Here is a 15,216-nt window from a genome sequence, read left to right as displayed (position 1 = left end):
CCATTGTGTTAAGCGTGGCTAACGATACGTCTATCCCGTGTTTCGTGCGCAGATATTCCGGAACGTCCTTCCGGCGAAGGCGAGGGCGCTGGTCCAAGTTTTCCATGATCAGAACTCCCCGACTTTGCGGACAATTGCGGCGTCCATTGCTGAAGCGTATCGATAGGAAATGTCGTCGCCGTACCCAAGATGAGCGTTGAAGCGGTAGCAATGGCCGTCTTCTGGATCATCGAACGCACTCCACCGGACAACACTCATCACACGTACACGACCACAGTCGTTTACCTCATAATATCCGTCACCTTGCCAATCATCATAGGTTGGAACTGTATTTGTCGACTGGTTGACGGTATGCGTCGGCAGGCGTCGGAAGGCTTCGGCAGGAAGCGCAGCAGCGGCGCTCGCAACTGGTAAAAGCTTGAGGAAAAAACGCCGGTTCATGCCGCGTCTCCTTCCGGGCCAATGTCATTCCAGTCCGTGATTTTTTCGAGATAGATCAGCGCGGCGCGAAGTGGCTCTTTGACCATATCGCTAATGATTGCGTCATCGGGGTTAAAAGCCAGTCGCAACGCTTCACGAACCTCCGCGAGGCTCTCCAGCGGCCTATCCCAGTTTTCCAGCTTTAACGCAGGTGGCCCGTAAGTGGCTGCTATCGCTGCCTCTTCGTTCGGGTAGCCCCGCGCCTCCCATCCATGAAAAGCTGCGTCCCCCTCGCGGTACTGGGCGATCACTTCAAGAAGGTTCCCGGGGGCGGGCTGGCTTGGCGGCTCATCGCGATTGGCTCTATTCAGAACATCGCGCACCGGTTCCAGCATTTCGAATGCGGTGAACATTGTGCCGCTCAGCGCGGTCAGAACTCCGCTATCGATAAAGCTATGGTCCTGCAAAGCAGCGTGAACGACGCGCAGCAAATCCAAACCCATTTCCATCTGATCGATAGGCATGCGGGATTTTGCCGGAACAATGATATCTGGCAGGGAATTCATTGTGCAGCCTCCGTAATGCCGTAAGTAGCGTTCATTCGGGCGACTGCAGCATCCATGCGGTCGCGCGCGACGATGGCCAATGTGGTTGCCACGTTGATATCCGTTTTGCTCCGGTGGGCTACATCGTCCCGATACACTTCGTTCAGATGTTCGCTGATCAGGCATACAAGGTCCCGAACAATGTGCGCTTCATGCTCAAGGTCGTTAAGAAGGGCAATTCGTTCGTCTAACAGGCGGGGTTCGGTGCTCATGCTTCAGAGCCTTTCACGACGATCAGCGTTTCCTTTCGGGCTGCGCGGATAGTTTGATCAAGCTGGTTGGTACGGCGCACTTGCTCATTCAGCAGGAAGTCCAGTTGCTTCACCTGATTTTTGCCGAGCCGATAGACGATATAACCGTTCTTGTCGGCATCGGTATCACGTTGCAAATTGTCGAAGACTTCAGCGGCGAGATCGGCAAGAACCTGCATGTAGTAAGCGTCAGCTTCGAGAGCTTCGAATGCGCGGATCGTTTGGATTTCTTTGGACGTGCCTTCGGCGTTTGCCGGAATGTTCTGTTCCGTCATTGGATTTCTCCAGAGAATTGAGAAAGGGTGGAGCGCGGCTGATCGCGCTCGCTGCTATTCGGTCGCTGGTCGGCTTATTTGGCCTTGCGCGTCATCCTGAATTTGCGGTCAACAAACGGATGGGTGAAAAACTGCGCGGTCACTTGTTCGCATTCGCTTGCAAAGCGGTCGAAAAGCGCCGTGATATCCTTCTGCCAGTACACGACATAGGTAGAGCCTTCCGCCTCCTCACGGGAGTTTTTGACCGTACCGGCGGGCTTCGGAGTGTAAGGCGACTGCCGTAGCACCGTATCGATAGTTTCAGCCGATAGGCCGAGCATTTTGCTGATGCGCTTCCTGATATGTGTGATTGCCTCGGCGTTCGCCGGTCGGCTGCTCATTACCGTCTGGGCCTTCTCGACACGTTCGACTTGTGCGCCGATGGTCTGGATCGCTGCCGCCTGCGCCGCCTGCCGTTGCTCGATGGCGTACATCGTCTGGGCGCTGTGCAGGAACATTTCGGCGGGCGTCATCTGGCGTTGCTGGCGAACCGAAAAGTACGTGTCTTCCAACTTCTCATAAATTTCCCATGCTATATCCGTTTCGAGGATTTTGGCATGACGGGCTACGCCCCGTTCGGTCCAAAGCAGCAGACTGCGTGCGTTTTTCCCAACAGACCCGCTAAAAGTTAGGCTGTTCTTGATCTCTTTCAGTTCCGTGCCGGTCACCTTGAAGAAATGGACGCCTTCAACAAAACGATCTTTGTTGCGGCTGAAATTCATAGCGATGTTGTCAGCATCTGTTTCAAACGCGGTGGCGAGCCGTTCGGTCGTGAGAACTCGCTTCCCCTGATATTCGAGCGGCGAGAACCGCAAACGCTCAATCTGTCCATTCTGGACGGCTGGATTTCCGGGCAAGCCGGTGCTATATGAATGGTTGTCCATAATACCTCCGATGGCGTTTGGACGTTTCGGAGCCGCCTGCCAGCGGCTGCTGATTTTGAAAACGGCGATTGAACGGGCCTGCCAGCCTATTCGGTTGCCGTTTTCGTTTGTGGGGAAGGCTTGAGAGCATTCCTCAAGTGGAAAACAATTTCCGCATTCATTGTTCTGCAGCTTTCCTTTGCCGCTTTCTGAATTTGATCCCGCATCCCGTCAGGGAGGCGTATAATCACTTTGTCTTGTCCTTGTCTCATTCCTTCCTCGCTATTGAATGGCTATTAGCCACTTATTAACCATGGCTAATAGCTATCCTTGTGTCAAGCAATAAAATATGGCTAATAGCCTTCATGACAAAAGAGCCGCTACAACCTCAAGATAAATACGTCCTCCGTCTTCCAGACGGCATGCGCGACCGCATAAAACTCGCTGCGGAAAAGAATAACCGCTCTATGAACGCTGAGATTGTCGCCACGCTTGAGGAAGCTTATCCGCCTCCACTTGCGGCTCCGTACTACTTTCCCGGCTCCGATATTGGGATGTTGGTTCTCCATTGGAATTCTCGTTCGTGGGCTTTCATAGACTGGGAGAACTGGATGCATTTGAAATTCGGGGAGGTGGACGCGAGTTCCCTTCCCAATGCGTCTGATCAACACAACTATTTTGTTACGGCGGTTTTGGATAAATCAGGCAAACTTTGGAACCTCATTGTTAATAACCTACTTATTAACGGTAACCGATTTGATGACGCTGGCTTCCAACTCCTGACGAAAGAGGAAAGGTCTGAATATAGTCGCCTCATGTCGGCAGCGACCGCTACCGCTATCGATGATAAGCGCCTGAATGATCTTCGTAAAAAGATGATCAAGGCCTACCGTTTGCCAGATGACTCGATACCGAAATTGAGGGATGTTTTGATTGGGATAGCTCCGGCCCCCGTCGTGGACAAACTCATCAAAGAGCGCATTGTAGAAAACTCCCTTTAGCATTCATTGCACCGTGCAGATCGGCGCGCCCTCGCGGCGCGCTTCTTCGTGCTGGTAGCTATCAAACTATGGTAAACTCATACTAACTGTCAACAATGAATATTATAAACTCATATATTGCGATGGTGTGCGCATAATTTCGCTCAGCGGCGAGGATGTGAAGAACGGTGATGGAGATAAAGGGTTCTTGCTTTGTTCACGTTGGTGAGTCATTCTGCCGCAACGTAAGGGAGTATCGTGTTAGCGGTGAGGTCGCAGAATGATCACATATGAGAAGCGTAAATTATCGCATCGCGATGAAACGTTGGCTCGGTTGCGCGGTATTGCAGGTGAACTATCGCTGTTGGATATGCGTAAGATCGTTGAGCGCGATGCTACTCTGAAGATGATTTTGCTTTTGCCGGAGCCTGTTCTTGATGAGGCTCTTGCTGTTGGTAGGGCGCTGCAAGCTTGCGCAAAACATCGGCATAGCTCTCCTGAAGGTCTGGAGGCAAGCTATCGTAAGCTATAAGAATTTCGCGGTACTTTGATGCTAAGTCAACCATTGGCCCTGTACCGCGCATCAACCATTCAAAGCGAACTTTGAACTTTTTGGCATAAATTTCGCCCTTGTCGGCTCGGAAGCCAGAGCTTCCATTTTCGTGTCCCGCGTATGTTGGGTATGCGATACCCAGAGCATCGGCAGCTTCCCTTGCGGATGCGTAACCGGCCTGGCGTCTCGCTGTTGCTAATCGTTCGTGTAAATCCATCATGCTGTGAGTTTATCATATAAATCTATTAATAACTCATTGACAGCAATCTATGGAAAAGTCATAGTTTGCGCATGCTTCAGGAAATCAACGTCAAATCACTTCGCGAAAGCCTCAACCTCTCCCAGACTGAATTCGCCGGAATAATTGGCGTGTGTCAGGGAACGGTATCGCTTTGGGAAACAAAGGGAGCGCCGAAGCGCGGCGCTGCCAAAAAAGCGCTGCTTAACCTCGCCCTATACGGGCCGCTTCTTCTGAAAAAGGAGTCGAAAGGTTGAGCCGGTCGCCTCTCACGCACGCGCATGCACGCGAGAAGCTCCTTTCAAGCGTAGCGAGATTTCCGCGCACTGCTGCCGGTCGCGCCATGATGCGCGAGGCCTATGAGCTTGCGTTCATGCGCAATCCAGCTGAGCCGATGAAGATTGCGGACCTCAACTGGGACATTTTGGCCGGGAAGCTTAGCTTGGCACTCGCGAGGTCGCGATGACGCTGGAGCCTGCGACCATTGCCAAGCTCGGAAAGCTGATACCACGCCTTGCCAGCGAGCACGATGGCGAAGTTGTGGCAACCGTTCGGGCTATTCGCAGGGTTCTGGAAAGCTCGGGTGCTTCACTGCACGACCTTTCTTCGGCGTTCCGGGCTGATGAAGATCGGAGCGACACTCTGCCAGTTTCGCATCAGGATATTCTCCGGGTCGGCCCGTATCTGCTCGAGCATTGTGAGCTCAACGACAGGGAACGCGAGTTCGTTCTCTCGTTGGTCATCTGGGCGCGGCGAAAGCGCAGAAAATTCACCGTCACCGAAAAGCAAGCTGCTTGGTGGGCGGTCATCCTTTCAACGCATATGCAGAGCGAGGTCTAACCGTGGCTCGTATTCGTTCAATACCTATCGCCATCTTTACTGATGAAGACTTTGTTTCTGTCAGTGCATTTGCACGACTTCTGTTTGTCGGGCTTGGCTCTATTGCTGATGGCCGGGGAACGTTTTCTTGGAGGCCGCTTTCCATAAAAATAAAAATATTTCCCGCCGATGACGTTGATGTGTCCGCACTGCTTGCAGAGTTGGAAACCGCCAATCTGATTTTCCGCTTCGATAGCGGGGCTGAGTGTTGGGGCGTGATACGAGATTTTCACCATTTCAGAGGGGGGCGGAAAAATGGCGCGAATTAGGTCCGTTCATCCCGGCCTCACATCAGACGAGTCCTACATGTCCATGAGCATGACGTGCAAAGCCGCATGGCCTATTCTGTGGACTGAGTGCGACGATCATGGAATTTTCGAGTGGAAGCCGATTGTTCTTAAGGCGCGGATTTTCCCTGCCGACAATGTCGATTTTTCCGAGGTTTTGGCCGAGCTCGTAGAGCTTGATTGCGTTCGACAGTTCGAGGTCGGAGGCAAGTCCTTCGGTATTGTCAGGAATTTTGGCAAGTTTCAGAGACCGAAAAACCCATCATACAGGTATAGCCTTCCCATAGAGCTACAGGAATATGCATGTTTCAAGGCTGCTAATTCTAGCAGTCCTAGCCCAGTCCTAACCCAGCCCTACCCCACCACTGCCGAAAAGTCTCCGCAGATGAAGGAGGAAGGAGGTAGTAGGAAGGTAAGAGATAAATCTCTCGGTCAAACGCCACGCGACAAGCGCATGGCGGAGATAGATTTGGAATTCTCAGAAACCTTCTGGAAGGCCTATCCTCGCAAGGCAGCAAAAGGGGCGGCAGAAAAGGCGTTCCGGTCGGCCCGCAAGGTAGCCTCGCTTGATGAAATCATGGCGGGCGTTGAACGCTATGCCAAGGAACGTGCCGGGAAGGACAAGCAGTTTACCGCGCACCCGGCGACGTGGCTCAATGCAAAAAGCTGGACGGATGAGCCGGAAAGCAGCCGTGACCGGCAGGCGAATGGTGAGCCCTCCCACGCATTCCTGTTCGGGCGAGGCTGATCATGAGCGATATTCAGGACGCCCTCTCGCAGCATGGCATCCAGCTGCGCGACAGCCGACCGGGTAGCCACAAGGTTGTTTGCCCGCAGTGTTCAGCCTCACGCCGCAAGAAAAATGACCCGTGCCTGTCAGTGACGGTTGAAGCGGATGGTCGCGCTGTGTGGAAGTGCCACCATTGCGATTTCTCTGGGGCAACCGGTGGCGAAGGATACCGGCCACATCGAGAAAAGCGTACCTATCGAAAGCCGGAGCGGGTTCAGGACCCACAACGGCCTGACAGCTTGTTCGCTTGGTTCAAGAACCGTGGCATATCCCCGGAAACTGTTCTTCGGATGGGGATATACAAAACCCGTGCATGGTTTCCGCAGACCAATCAGGAAGAGGATTGCATCGCGTTTCCTTACGATTGGCAAGGCGAACTCCGAAATGTGAAGTATCGCACAGTCAGGAAGGAATTCCGGCAGGAGAAAGACCCGGAACCAGTTTTCTATAACGCGGACAGCATAGCCGAAGGCGAAGACCTGATTATCTGCGAAGGCGAAATAGACGTTCTCGCCTTCATCGAAGCGGGCTTCAAACACGTGGTTTCGTTGCCGAATGGCGCGCCGTCTGGGCCAGAGACAAGCGACAAGCGATACGAACCGTTCGGAACCCATTGGGATGCGCTGATGAAGGTTCGCCGGTTCCTGATCGCCAGCGATATGGACACGCCGGGGGAAACACTGGCGCAGGAGATTGCCAAACGTGTCGGGCGCGACCGGTCTTTCCGGGTACGCATGCCGAACCTCAATGATGTTCAAGTGAAGGACGCCGACGAATGCTTGGTCGAGCATGGTGCGGACGTGCTTCGCGAATGTGTCCATCTGGCGGAACCGTGGCCGATTGACGGACTGCACGCGGTCGATGATTTTTACGACGAGGTGATGGACCTTTACCACGGCAGAGGTCCGCTACCGCTCTCGACCGGCTTCGGCGAACTGGACAAAGCGTTCAAGTATATCCCCGGCCAGTTTATCGCGGTGACGGGCATCCCGAACCATGGGAAATCCCGCGTGCTCGATCAGATCGCCGTACAAACCGCGAGCAGTCGTGGGGAGAAATGGGCGATGTTTTCGCCGGAGACAGGGAACAGCAATCACATTGCGGATTTGTGCGAGATATGGGCAAGAGGTCCTTTTTTCGACGGCCCAAATCCTCGCTTATCGGAAGCCGATGTGAAAGCGGCACTTGAGTGGGTGCGCCAGCATTTCTTCATGATGGGCGCGGTCGAGCATACTCCTTCGATAGACTGGTTGCTGGAAAGGGCGAGAGCGGCGGTTCTTCGCTATGGCGTCAAGAATATCGTCATCGATCCCTATAACGAGCTTGAAGCTTCGCGGCCTGACAAATTGACCGAAACAGAATTCGTTTCGCAGCTGATTTCGAAGTGCAAGCGCTTCTCCAAGCATCACGAATGCACAGTGTGGATGGTGATCCACCCGACCAAACTGAAATCCAATAATGACGGCGGGAAAGAGCCTGTACCCGGGCTTTATGATTTGGCCGGTAGCGCTCATTGGCGAAACAAAGCTGATGCTGGCTTGGTCGTTTATCGCGATTACGAAGCGGAAGTTACCTATGTGATCGCAAAGAAGATCAGGCGACAGCCCATGTGTGGCAGGCCCGGTTCGGTCAAGCTTGAATTCATCGGCGCTGATCGACGCTTCAGAGACATTCCCGACAGTTACGCCTCACTTGGAAAGGAAAGCATATGAGCATGCTTCGCCCGATTTATGCAATCAGCCTGAACGGGTTGTCGCCAAATGAGCCGGCGACCGGTCAGCCAATTTTCGAAAGCGTAGATCCTTCAACGCTTCACGTTGACGGCGCATATCAGCGCGATGTCAGCGAACGGGGTGTGCGCCAGATCCGCCGAATGATTGAAGGTTGGGACTGGAGCAAGTACCAGCCACCGGTATGCACTTATGCCGAGGATGATGAGGGGAGAACCATCCTGAAGGTTCTCGACGGTCAGCATACCGCAATTGCAGCATCCAGCCACCCGAGGATTAAGACGCTCCCGGTGATGATTGTCGAGGCCTCCGACATAGAGGCACAGGCAAAGGCATTCATCGGCCAAAACACTGACCGGCTGCAGGTGACGAAGCTTCAGCTTCACCAAGCGGCATTGATCGCCGGAGAAGAAAACGCGCTCGACATTCAACAGGTCTGTGATCGGGCAGGCGTTCGTCTCCTGTTGGCGAACAATGGGAAGTACGAAGCGGGCGACACGGTGGCAATCAGCGCCGTTACAGCGGTCGTGAAAAAGTACACGGCCATCAATGCCCGCAAAATTCTCGAAATTTTGGCAAAGGCTGAACTGGCGCCGATCTGCACGCCACATATTCGCGCAGCTGAGCATCTGATGACTGCTCCGGATTACGCCGACAGTTTCGAGCCGGAAGATTTGACCGCCGCAATCGTCGCGCTCGGACCCAAAGCCGATGCGGAGGCGAAGCTTCTCGCGATTTCGCACAAGATACCGCACTGGAAGGCGCTCGCCGTCATTTGGTTCAAGAACACGAAGAAGCGGAGGAAGGTTGCATGAGCCTTTTCAAGCGCATCCGTGGTTGGTGGTGGCTGTATCGGGTCAAGCGCCACATCGCCAAATCCAAGCACGCACCGGGTCGCGCTCATCGCGCATGGCTGGAGAAAAGGACGACGCTATGAGTGAACAGCAATACTTGAAAACGTCCTACGACGATAACCCGATCATGTACGGCGCGTTTGTTGGCTGCGTGAGCTGGGCGCTTGGGAACCCGGAAATCATGGCTTGGTTTCGTGAGGAAACTGGCGACCGGTTTCAGCCCGCAAAGAACGCTATTGAGCAGATGATCGATAAAGCCACCGGTAATGATTTGGCTTTCCTTCAGCGCTTCTCCGACTGGGTGGAGGTCAATCTGTTCGGTACGCCAGCGCAGGTGTTTGGGGGTGCCGAATGAATGCACATTCCCCGCTCAAATTGGACATTGAGAAATTCCGCAAGGTTTACGCCTTGGTTTCCGGCGGGGCGACCGATGGGGAGCGGAAGGCTGCAAAAGCACGTGCTGAGACAATCGCCAAGAAAGCGGGCCTGACGCTCGAACAGGCTGCGTCAAAATTGGACGTGCCAAAGACCGTCACGAAACAGGCGTCAAATCCATTTGAAGATTTCTTCAATAGCCCAGAAATGCGTGCACAAAGAGCCGAGCGCGAACGGAAGGACGCTGAAAAGCGCCAGAAGGTTCTTCAGGAATATGGATCGGTTAAGGCTGTGTTTGATCCGACGCCATGGGAAATAGCCCTTCGGACAGCCATCGAACCATTTTCAATCACCATGTCATATGCCTGCATTTCTGGCATTCAGCGCCATTACACGGCGTTCATGGACGGTGAGCAGGCCGGAATAATGTTGAAAGGAACAGAGCGGGCCAAGACCGCGATTGCCTCCGCATTTCCAATGCCGATGACGATCCGAACAGCGATGGACGAAATCAAGGCGTGGGACAAGCAGCGGTGGGATCGCGCCTTGTTCTTTGAATATTACGAACAGGAGCCAGAGGTTTATGTGCGCCAAAGGCTTGTTGAGGATTTCATCGAGAACGAGCCGGTGCGGTGCTGGGATGATCTGGAAGCCCGTTTCGTGTGGAAGAAATACGAATTCGAGAGACAGTGGATTGACCCTACAGAGCGGGACGATCCTTTTATGGATCGTATAGAAGCCGACTTCGCCATTCTGCGCGGACTCTATGAGAACAGTGGTTCGCAATCGGCTTCCGTCCAAACTGGACGCCGCACCAACGCCGACAAGCGCGCCGCCGTCCTGTCCATGTTGGACGCCAGCCCAGATTTATCCAGCCGCGAGATTTCCCGGCGTCTTGGCGTGAGCCCTCAGACAGTTTCCAACTGGCGAAACCGTGTTGTCAAAAATGGACAGGGGGTGAGCGAATGAGCGGCTATCACCGAAAAGTGCGGGAGTTCGGTCGCCCTGAAACCATTGCGGAGCGCAAAGCCCGTCTCGCGTTCGACCGTCAGCACCCATGGACACCGGTTTCGGAAGCCGTGATCGACGGGACCGTCTGTGAACTGCTTTTCAATGACATGGCCGGAAATTTTGATGGTGGCGACCGGCGCTTTGTCTTCGTCAAGGAAAACCGTTGGGGCTTCCAGAGGTGGGTCTGTATCAATGATCGGTACACGCCTTCTTGCCGTCCATGCGGCTTTAGACCGACCGAACATGTTCTCAGCATGTATGAACTCATGAAATTTGCGCGCAGGGCAGGTGTTTGAAATGGTGACATACAGTAAAAAGCTTCGGGCAAGCGCAAAGCTGCCGCCAGTTGGTTTTGAAGGTGCGAAGGAAGCCGCTGCCGATGTTCGCGTTACCGGTCGGCGCAAGACAAAACGCACCATCAGAGCGCGGCCCGGAACATTCGAGTGGGTGTTCGGCAGGAGAACAGCCGACATTGCATTGTTTCATGCGGGATCGCACTTTGCCCGCCTTTGGGAAATCGCAGGCACAGCAGACGCCAGATCGCCAAACTATGAAGGCGCAAGCGGCGGATCGCAGAGAGGAATATCTGACAGGCGGTGCGAAGCATTGTCCGAACTGAATGCTTCGGTCAAAAAGCTCGGGGAGCCGATCACACAACGCCTTACTCACTATTGTGTGCATGGTAAAACAGCCGCAGAAATTGCAAGCATGTACGGCGTTGGGGATCGCGAAATGGCTCTTGTGCTCAAGCAGGATTTGCGGGACTGCGCGAGATACTTCCGTTTCCTGTCTGTTCCCGTTGTGGATAAGAAATCATAGGCATCGTACCGGTTGCGAAACGGTTTGACATTCGTAACGAACTATGCGAGACAAGTGTTATACGGAAGAACTGTATTTAAAGCGGCCTTGAGCCGCTATTTTCTTTTCAGCAGTGTGGAGCACCGGTAGCTCATCTGGCTCATAACCAGAAGGAAGTGGGTTCAATTCCCGCCACTGCAACCAGTTTCCGCGAAAGCGGTCATAAGCAGCTAGGGCTAATTGGGGTGGTAGCCAATTGGTCGCGATGCTCCGGCTGGCGTTGACGAGTTAACCATCGTGCGCCAGCGCAGGTTTCGAGGCGATGCCTCAACGGAATGTGCGAAACGCGGTGAATGCCAAGGCCGTCCTCCCCGCAAGGGTGTAGAGTTACCGAGAGATTTGGCGCTCGGCGCACACAGAATGCGATCTATGGGCTATGGGTTGGCGGGTGTCTCACCGATGCCAACGTGTTAAATGCCCGTCCTTCTGAGGGTGAGACTACCATTAGGGGATCGCAGCCTATACCGCACATGGTGATCGGTGCTGTTCCGGGATAGCAGCCCAATTGCGAACCGATCACAGACAAAGTGGCCCGGCTATGTGCGGGAACAAATCAGGACAGCGGCGCTGAAGGCCCCGCCGGTAAATTAAGCGATCGAAGACTTTTATCTTTTAGTATCAATGGCATAACCATGCCGGTTCCGCCGTCGCCTTCGGGTGGCGGCTTTTTCATTGGAGAGGCAGGCGATTAAACGCCTACCTCAATTTCGTGTCTGGCGGCTTGAGCCAAGAATGATGAGCGCGTTAACCCGCGATCCTTGGCAACAGCGTCAATGGCCTTCAGAACGCCGCGTTCAAAGGTCACGTTCACGCGCACCACGGCGCTGTCATCCTCGATAAACGGAACGGAAACCAGATAGGCCCCGGCGTTCAATTCGGCCCGCACGTCATCACGAGATACGATATTGGCGTGACTGGACGGATCGGGCAGAGCTTCGTCTTCTGCGAAAAGCTGAAGGGCTTCAATCGCGTTCTTGACGATATCGTCAGCCTCATCAGAAGCGGAAAAGACGCCCGGTATATCAGGAAACTGAATACCGTAAGCGCTGTCTGCATCCTTATGCACCAATGCGAAAAAGTGTTTCATCCTGTGTTCCTTGTAGAGTGGTCGGAGGGCGAGCCTCAGACGGGGTAGAGATTGTGATGCAGGATGGCAGGCTGGTTATTCCCAGCCCGCCTGTTTCGCTATCGCCTTTGCCGTTCCTTGTGGAAGGTCTTTCTTAGGGTGGGGGACTATCACGGTTCGGTCCCCTTTTCTGAACTTGTGGTGAGAACCTTTCACCGAGATTAGTTCGAACCCTTCGCTTTCAAGGCGTTTCACAATCTTTTTGCTGTCTCGTAGCATCGGCCCTCCGTGTTGTTTCGATGTGTATATAAATACACAAAAGGCCAAATGTAGTCAAGTGAAATGTGTAAGATAATACACACATAATGGGAGCGGGGAATTCTGACCTAGATCACCGGGCGCTAGGGCCAAGGCTTCATTCGCGGCTTAGAACCATCGCTCCCGCTCCGGGGTGGCTCCCCGCATTATAGGCGATAAGTGAAGCAAGCCCGGTAATGATCCAGCGTAGAATGAGGATTGCGGCATGACTGTTTTGAAGGTGGTCGGTTTCGATACTCGGGAGTACCGGAAGCAGGAAGTCGTTGAGATGGCGCGGGAGCTTCTTGCCGCTGCCGAGGCAGGCGAGATAGTTGACCTGGCTTATGCTTCTTGCAAGGCGGACGGAACATTTGAGAGTGGATACACGCCGACCGACAACGCGCCATTGCGTCTCGGCGCAGTGTCCCGGCTCCAGTACCGTCTCAACACGACGATGAGCGAGATTGACGAATGAGCAAGATGCAAATTTGCGCGTTGATCCTGCTGGTTGGGCTGTCCGCTTGTGCGTCTCGTTATCAGAGCCATTGCGGTTTCGTGGACTATCTCAGCGATAGCCGGTGCAAGTAATGTTCAGATGCATTCTGCGTTTCCTCGGGTGGGTTAATCGAAAGCCGGGGCAGATTTGGCCATTCCCCTTTGCTGGATTTGAACCACTGAAAAAGGACAAACCAATTCTCATTGATCGTGAGGGCGTGGCTTATCTCCCGTCGCGTCGTGTGGTTCTCAAGGCCAGAAAGAGTTGAACATGAACAGCGTTCGCAATGTGCGCCGACACGAAACCGAGCAGGGCATCTATCTAATCCGCGATGTTCAAGACGAGGCTGGCCGCTTCGCCGGTTGCGAATATGCAGTGAAGTCTGATGACGGCACTGTATGGAAGCCATGCGCTGAAGGAGTCCTTTTCGCTGATATCGAGCCATACGAGGCGCGGGCATGACAGAGGAAGCACCAAAGCCCGGTAGGCCTTCAGACTATACGCAGGAGGTAGCCGACCTGATTTGTGAGCGCATTGCGGACGGTGAAAGCCTTCGCACCATTTGCGATGATCAAGGAATGCCTTCTCGCACGACCGTTTTCAAATGGTTGTCCCGGTTCAATGAATTTGCTGACCAATACGCACGCGCACGCGAGGCTCAGGCAGACACGCTTTTTGATGAAATCCTGTCGATTGCCGATGATGGTCGTAATGACTGGATGGAAAAGACAAACAAGGACGGCGAAGTCATCGGAGAGGTTTTCAACAAGGAGGCCGTTCAACGCTCATCCTTGCGTGTCGAGGCGCGCAAATGGATGGCTGGCAAGCTCCGCCCGAAAAAGTACAGCGAAAAGCTTGACCTGAATGTTTCTGGCTCTCTCCAGACCACGCCAGAGGAACAGTTGAATGCTCGAATTGCTGAATTACTCGGAAAAGCAGGAGTTGCAATCGCTGCTGGCGGAACTGGAGCGCCGGAAGAGGACAAATAAGCTCAAGAGCTACGCGCCATATGCGAAACAGAAAGAGTTTCACGCAGCGGGCGCAACGAAATCTGAGCGCCTGTTCATGGCAGGCAACCAGCTCGGAAAGACGATAGCAGGCGGCGCGGAATGGGCCATTCATTTGACCGGTCGTTATCCTGACTGGTGGGAAGGCGCAACGTTCGACAAGGCCCCGGTGCTGTGGGCTGGTTCTGTTACCGGTGAAAGCACTCGGGACAATCCGCAACGCATTCTGGTAGGCCCGCCAGCGATTGAGGAGCAATGGGGAACGGGCTTTATCCCGGCTGACTGTATCGTGTCACGCACAAGAGCGATGGGCGTTCCCAATCTGCTCGATAGCATTGTGGTGCGATGGGGCGGCGGTGGAGACATTCAGGCAGATGAAGCGCTGTTGTCGTTCAAGGCTTACGAAAAGGGTCGTGAGAAGTGGCAGGGGCCAACGGTTGATGGCGTATGGTTCGATGAGGAACCGCCAGAGGACATTTACAGTGAAGGCCTGACCCGAACGAACAACGGACAGCGCGGACAGTTCGCACAGACCACATTCACGCCGTTGCTTGGCATGTCCACGGTTGTTTCGAGGTTTGTCATGCCAGCAGCCGACGACATGGCTACCGAGTCCCGCAAGGTCATTTCGATGACGATTGACGACGCGGAGCACTATTCGCCAGAGGAGCGCGCAAAGATCATCGCGAGCTATCCGGCGCACGAAAGGGAAGCCAGAGCCAAGGGTATACCGACACTCGGAAGTGGTCTTATCTTCCCTGTTCTGGAAGAAGATATCACGGTTGAGCCGTTCGAAATCCCGGCTCATTGGCCGCAAATCGGTGGAATGGATTTTGGTTGGGATCACCCGACCGCTGCCGTAAGCCTCGCGTGGGATCGTGACGCGGACGTGGTGTATGTCACGAAGGATTATCGGCAGAGCCAGGCTACGCCAGTAATTCATGCAGCAGCTTTGAAGCCTTGGGGTGACTGGTTGCCGTGGGCATGGCCGCACGATGGCAACAACGATGTTGCGGCAGGCAAGAACCTTGCAACGCAGTATCGGGAACAAAGCCTCAATCTCTTGCCGGAAAGGGCAACGTTTGAGGACGGATCGAACAGCGTTGAAGCTGGCTTGATGGATATGCTGAGCCGGATGCAAACCGGTCGCTGGAAGGTGTTCCGGACATGCGCGCACTGGCATGAGGAGCGCCGTTTGTATCACCGGAAGAACGGACAGGTAGTGAAAGAGCGGGACGATACGATTTCCGCCTCTCGCTACGCATTGATGATGCTGCGATTTGCGACGGTTTACACACCGGCAACCAGCTGGAAATTCACGCCTCGTAAGGTGGTTTGATCT

Annotated in this window: 25 protein-coding genes and 1 tRNA gene; 17 read left to right on the top strand and 9 right to left on the bottom strand. The window is 54.0% G+C overall.

Annotated features, from left to right (window positions below; all coding sequences use genetic code 11):
* Positions 1 to 108 precede the first annotated feature (108 nt).
* From J9800_RS04225 to J9800_RS04200, 6 genes are all read right to left on the bottom strand, one after another.
* On the bottom strand, positions 109 to 441 hold the full coding sequence (locus J9800_RS04225; RefSeq protein ID WP_210845610.1) for a hypothetical protein: 333 nt from the start codon (positions 439 to 441) through the stop codon (positions 109 to 111).
* Positions 438 to 986, bottom strand: coding sequence for a hypothetical protein (locus J9800_RS04220; protein WP_210845608.1), 549 nt, complete (start codon positions 984 to 986; stop codon positions 438 to 440). The genes J9800_RS04225 and J9800_RS04220 overlap by 4 nt, the downstream gene beginning before the upstream one ends.
* Entirely contained in the window at positions 983 to 1,237 is a 255-nt protein-coding gene (locus tag J9800_RS04215; RefSeq protein WP_210845606.1) for a hypothetical protein, read from the bottom strand. The genes J9800_RS04220 and J9800_RS04215 overlap by 4 nt, the downstream gene beginning before the upstream one ends.
* Positions 1,234 to 1,551: a hypothetical protein gene (locus J9800_RS04210; protein WP_210845604.1), complete on the bottom strand. Its 318-nt coding sequence runs from the start codon at positions 1,549 to 1,551 to the stop codon at positions 1,234 to 1,236. Before J9800_RS04210 ends, J9800_RS04215 begins: the two co-directional genes overlap by 4 nt.
* A 74-nt stretch (positions 1,552 to 1,625) precedes the next feature.
* The gene (locus tag J9800_RS04205; RefSeq protein WP_210845603.1) at positions 1,626 to 2,405 is read right to left on the bottom strand and encodes an ORF6N domain-containing protein; all 780 of its coding nucleotides are present in this window, start codon (positions 2,403 to 2,405) and stop codon (positions 1,626 to 1,628) included.
* 155 nt (positions 2,406 to 2,560) lie between these two features.
* Positions 2,561 to 2,725 carry an Arc family DNA-binding protein gene (locus J9800_RS04200; RefSeq protein ID WP_210845602.1) on the bottom strand — a complete coding sequence of 55 codons (165 nt, stop codon included), beginning with the start codon at positions 2,723 to 2,725 and terminating at the stop codon, positions 2,561 to 2,563.
* Positions 2,726 to 2,818: 93 nt separating this feature from the next.
* Between J9800_RS04200 and J9800_RS04195 the strand changes: the two genes are divergently transcribed.
* Positions 2,819 to 3,454, top strand: coding sequence for an Arc family DNA-binding protein (locus J9800_RS04195; protein WP_210845601.1), 636 nt, complete (start codon positions 2,819 to 2,821; stop codon positions 3,452 to 3,454).
* Positions 3,455 to 3,828: 374 nt separating this feature from the next.
* Here the strand turns inward: J9800_RS04195 and J9800_RS04190 are convergent, their stop codons facing one another.
* The gene (locus tag J9800_RS04190; RefSeq protein ID WP_210845600.1) at positions 3,829 to 4,206 is read right to left on the bottom strand and encodes a helix-turn-helix domain-containing protein; all 378 of its coding nucleotides are present in this window, start codon (positions 4,204 to 4,206) and stop codon (positions 3,829 to 3,831) included.
* Between the two features lie 71 nt (positions 4,207 to 4,277).
* Between J9800_RS04190 and J9800_RS04185 the strand changes: the two genes are divergently transcribed.
* The 12 genes from J9800_RS04185 (at position 4,278) to J9800_RS04135 (ending at position 11,152) form a co-directional block, all read left to right on the top strand.
* Positions 4,278 to 4,481: a helix-turn-helix domain-containing protein gene (locus tag J9800_RS04185; protein WP_210845599.1), complete on the top strand. Its 204-nt coding sequence runs from the start codon at positions 4,278 to 4,280 to the stop codon at positions 4,479 to 4,481.
* Between the two features lie 205 nt (positions 4,482 to 4,686).
* On the top strand, positions 4,687 to 5,064 hold the full coding sequence (locus J9800_RS04180; protein ID WP_210845598.1) for a hypothetical protein: 378 nt from the start codon (positions 4,687 to 4,689) through the stop codon (positions 5,062 to 5,064).
* Positions 5,065 to 5,066: 2 nt separating this feature from the next.
* The gene (locus J9800_RS04175; protein ID WP_210845596.1) at positions 5,067 to 5,372 is read left to right on the top strand and encodes a hypothetical protein; all 306 of its coding nucleotides are present in this window, start codon (positions 5,067 to 5,069) and stop codon (positions 5,370 to 5,372) included.
* Between the two features lie 37 nt (positions 5,373 to 5,409).
* Positions 5,410 to 6,138 carry an LvrA C-terminal domain-related protein gene (locus tag J9800_RS04170; protein ID WP_210845594.1) on the top strand — a complete coding sequence of 243 codons (729 nt, stop codon included), beginning with the start codon at positions 5,410 to 5,412 and terminating at the stop codon, positions 6,136 to 6,138.
* A 2-nt stretch (positions 6,139 to 6,140) separates the two neighbouring features.
* On the top strand, positions 6,141 to 7,892 hold the full coding sequence (locus J9800_RS04165) for a bifunctional DNA primase/helicase (RefSeq protein WP_210845592.1): 1,752 nt from the start codon (positions 6,141 to 6,143) through the stop codon (positions 7,890 to 7,892).
* On the top strand, positions 7,889 to 8,725 hold the full coding sequence (locus J9800_RS04160; RefSeq protein ID WP_210845589.1) for a ParB N-terminal domain-containing protein: 837 nt from the start codon (positions 7,889 to 7,891) through the stop codon (positions 8,723 to 8,725). The genes J9800_RS04165 and J9800_RS04160 overlap by 4 nt, the downstream gene beginning before the upstream one ends.
* Complete coding sequence (locus tag J9800_RS22015; RefSeq protein WP_286191497.1) at positions 8,722 to 8,847, top strand: hypothetical protein; 126 nt, start codon at positions 8,722 to 8,724, stop codon at positions 8,845 to 8,847. Before J9800_RS04160 ends, J9800_RS22015 begins: the two co-directional genes overlap by 4 nt.
* Positions 8,844 to 9,119: a hypothetical protein gene (locus J9800_RS04155; protein WP_210845587.1), complete on the top strand. Its 276-nt coding sequence runs from the start codon at positions 8,844 to 8,846 to the stop codon at positions 9,117 to 9,119. The genes J9800_RS22015 and J9800_RS04155 overlap by 4 nt, the downstream gene beginning before the upstream one ends.
* 53 nt (positions 9,120 to 9,172) lie before the next feature.
* Complete coding sequence (locus J9800_RS04150) at positions 9,173 to 10,108, top strand: helix-turn-helix domain-containing protein (protein WP_286191495.1); 936 nt, start codon at positions 9,173 to 9,175, stop codon at positions 10,106 to 10,108.
* Positions 10,105 to 10,446 (top strand): hypothetical protein, encoded by a 342-nt coding sequence (locus J9800_RS04145; RefSeq protein ID WP_210845583.1) that lies wholly within the window; start codon positions 10,105 to 10,107, stop codon positions 10,444 to 10,446. Before J9800_RS04150 ends, J9800_RS04145 begins: the two co-directional genes overlap by 4 nt.
* A complete protein-coding gene (locus J9800_RS04140) occupies positions 10,439 to 10,969 on the top strand; it encodes a hypothetical protein (RefSeq protein ID WP_210845581.1) in 531 nt (176 codons plus the stop codon). The genes J9800_RS04145 and J9800_RS04140 overlap by 8 nt, the downstream gene beginning before the upstream one ends.
* Positions 10,970 to 11,077: 108 nt before the next feature.
* Positions 11,078 to 11,152: transfer RNA gene (locus tag J9800_RS04135), tRNA-Met, on the top strand.
* A 544-nt stretch (positions 11,153 to 11,696) separates the two neighbouring features.
* Here J9800_RS04135 and J9800_RS04130 read toward each other — a convergent pair.
* Positions 11,697 to 12,095 (bottom strand): type II toxin-antitoxin system HicB family antitoxin, encoded by a 399-nt coding sequence (locus J9800_RS04130; RefSeq protein ID WP_210845580.1) that lies wholly within the window; start codon positions 12,093 to 12,095, stop codon positions 11,697 to 11,699.
* A 75-nt stretch (positions 12,096 to 12,170) separates the two neighbouring features.
* Positions 12,171 to 12,353: a type II toxin-antitoxin system HicA family toxin gene (locus J9800_RS04125; protein WP_139975357.1), complete on the bottom strand. Its 183-nt coding sequence runs from the start codon at positions 12,351 to 12,353 to the stop codon at positions 12,171 to 12,173.
* A gap of 244 nt (positions 12,354 to 12,597) precedes the next feature.
* Between J9800_RS04125 and J9800_RS04120 the strand changes: the two genes are divergently transcribed.
* The 4 genes from J9800_RS04120 (at position 12,598) to J9800_RS04105 (ending at position 15,213) form a co-directional block, all read left to right on the top strand.
* On the top strand, positions 12,598 to 12,846 hold the full coding sequence (locus tag J9800_RS04120) for a hypothetical protein (RefSeq protein WP_139975356.1): 249 nt from the start codon (positions 12,598 to 12,600) through the stop codon (positions 12,844 to 12,846).
* A 291-nt stretch (positions 12,847 to 13,137) separates the two neighbouring features.
* Positions 13,138 to 13,329: a hypothetical protein gene (locus J9800_RS04115; RefSeq protein WP_210845578.1), complete on the top strand. Its 192-nt coding sequence runs from the start codon at positions 13,138 to 13,140 to the stop codon at positions 13,327 to 13,329.
* Complete coding sequence (locus tag J9800_RS04110; RefSeq protein ID WP_210845576.1) at positions 13,326 to 13,856, top strand: terminase small subunit-like protein; 531 nt, start codon at positions 13,326 to 13,328, stop codon at positions 13,854 to 13,856. Before J9800_RS04115 ends, J9800_RS04110 begins: the two co-directional genes overlap by 4 nt.
* Complete coding sequence (locus tag J9800_RS04105) at positions 13,774 to 15,213, top strand: terminase large subunit domain-containing protein (RefSeq protein ID WP_210845574.1); 1,440 nt, start codon at positions 13,774 to 13,776, stop codon at positions 15,211 to 15,213. Before J9800_RS04110 ends, J9800_RS04105 begins: the two co-directional genes overlap by 83 nt.
* Positions 15,214 to 15,216 lie beyond the last annotated feature (3 nt).

The sequence above is a fragment of the Ochrobactrum sp. AP1BH01-1 genome, from assembly GCF_018066705.1.
Classification (GTDB): Bacteria; Pseudomonadota; Alphaproteobacteria; order Rhizobiales; family Rhizobiaceae; genus Brucella.
The sequence above is the reverse complement of the archived record's forward strand: the minus strand, read 5'-3'. Positions and strand labels throughout refer to the sequence as shown.

What these genes read in the sequence shown, in the direction of transcription:
- J9800_RS04145 (WP_210845583.1), top strand. Translation starts at nt 10,105, where the DNA reads ATGAGCGGCTATCACCGAAAAGTGCGGGAGTTCGGTCGCCCTGAAACC.
- J9800_RS04210 (WP_210845604.1), bottom strand. Translation starts at nt 1,551, where the DNA reads ATGACGGAACAGAACATTCCGGCAAACGCCGAAGGCACGTCCAAAGAA.
- J9800_RS04170 (WP_210845594.1), top strand. Translation starts at nt 5,410, where the DNA reads ATGTCCATGAGCATGACGTGCAAAGCCGCATGGCCTATTCTGTGGACT.
- J9800_RS04195 (WP_210845601.1), top strand. Translation starts at nt 2,819, where the DNA reads ATGACAAAAGAGCCGCTACAACCTCAAGATAAATACGTCCTCCGTCTT.
- J9800_RS04155 (WP_210845587.1), top strand. Translation starts at nt 8,844, where the DNA reads ATGAGTGAACAGCAATACTTGAAAACGTCCTACGACGATAACCCGATC.
- J9800_RS04120 (WP_139975356.1), top strand. Translation starts at nt 12,598, where the DNA reads ATGACTGTTTTGAAGGTGGTCGGTTTCGATACTCGGGAGTACCGGAAG.
- J9800_RS04220 (WP_210845608.1), bottom strand. Translation starts at nt 986, where the DNA reads ATGAATTCCCTGCCAGATATCATTGTTCCGGCAAAATCCCGCATGCCT.
- J9800_RS04185 (WP_210845599.1), top strand. Translation starts at nt 4,278, where the DNA reads ATGCTTCAGGAAATCAACGTCAAATCACTTCGCGAAAGCCTCAACCTC.
- J9800_RS04200 (WP_210845602.1), bottom strand. Translation starts at nt 2,725, where the DNA reads ATGAGACAAGGACAAGACAAAGTGATTATACGCCTCCCTGACGGGATG.
- J9800_RS04225 (WP_210845610.1), bottom strand. Translation starts at nt 441, where the DNA reads ATGAACCGGCGTTTTTTCCTCAAGCTTTTACCAGTTGCGAGCGCCGCT.
- J9800_RS22015 (WP_286191497.1), top strand. Translation starts at nt 8,722, where the DNA reads ATGAGCCTTTTCAAGCGCATCCGTGGTTGGTGGTGGCTGTATCGGGTC.
- J9800_RS04125 (WP_139975357.1), bottom strand. Translation starts at nt 12,353, where the DNA reads ATGCTACGAGACAGCAAAAAGATTGTGAAACGCCTTGAAAGCGAAGGG.
- J9800_RS04190 (WP_210845600.1), bottom strand. Translation starts at nt 4,206, where the DNA reads ATGATGGATTTACACGAACGATTAGCAACAGCGAGACGCCAGGCCGGT.
- J9800_RS04215 (WP_210845606.1), bottom strand. Translation starts at nt 1,237, where the DNA reads ATGAGCACCGAACCCCGCCTGTTAGACGAACGAATTGCCCTTCTTAAC.
- J9800_RS04180 (WP_210845598.1), top strand. Translation starts at nt 4,687, where the DNA reads ATGACGCTGGAGCCTGCGACCATTGCCAAGCTCGGAAAGCTGATACCA.
- J9800_RS04130 (WP_210845580.1), bottom strand. Translation starts at nt 12,095, where the DNA reads ATGAAACACTTTTTCGCATTGGTGCATAAGGATGCAGACAGCGCTTAC.
- J9800_RS04160 (WP_210845589.1), top strand. Translation starts at nt 7,889, where the DNA reads ATGAGCATGCTTCGCCCGATTTATGCAATCAGCCTGAACGGGTTGTCG.
- J9800_RS04115 (WP_210845578.1), top strand. Translation starts at nt 13,138, where the DNA reads ATGAACAGCGTTCGCAATGTGCGCCGACACGAAACCGAGCAGGGCATC.
- J9800_RS04110 (WP_210845576.1), top strand. Translation starts at nt 13,326, where the DNA reads ATGACAGAGGAAGCACCAAAGCCCGGTAGGCCTTCAGACTATACGCAG.
- J9800_RS04165 (WP_210845592.1), top strand. Translation starts at nt 6,141, where the DNA reads ATGAGCGATATTCAGGACGCCCTCTCGCAGCATGGCATCCAGCTGCGC.
- J9800_RS04105 (WP_210845574.1), top strand. Translation starts at nt 13,774, where the DNA reads ATGCTCGAATTGCTGAATTACTCGGAAAAGCAGGAGTTGCAATCGCTG.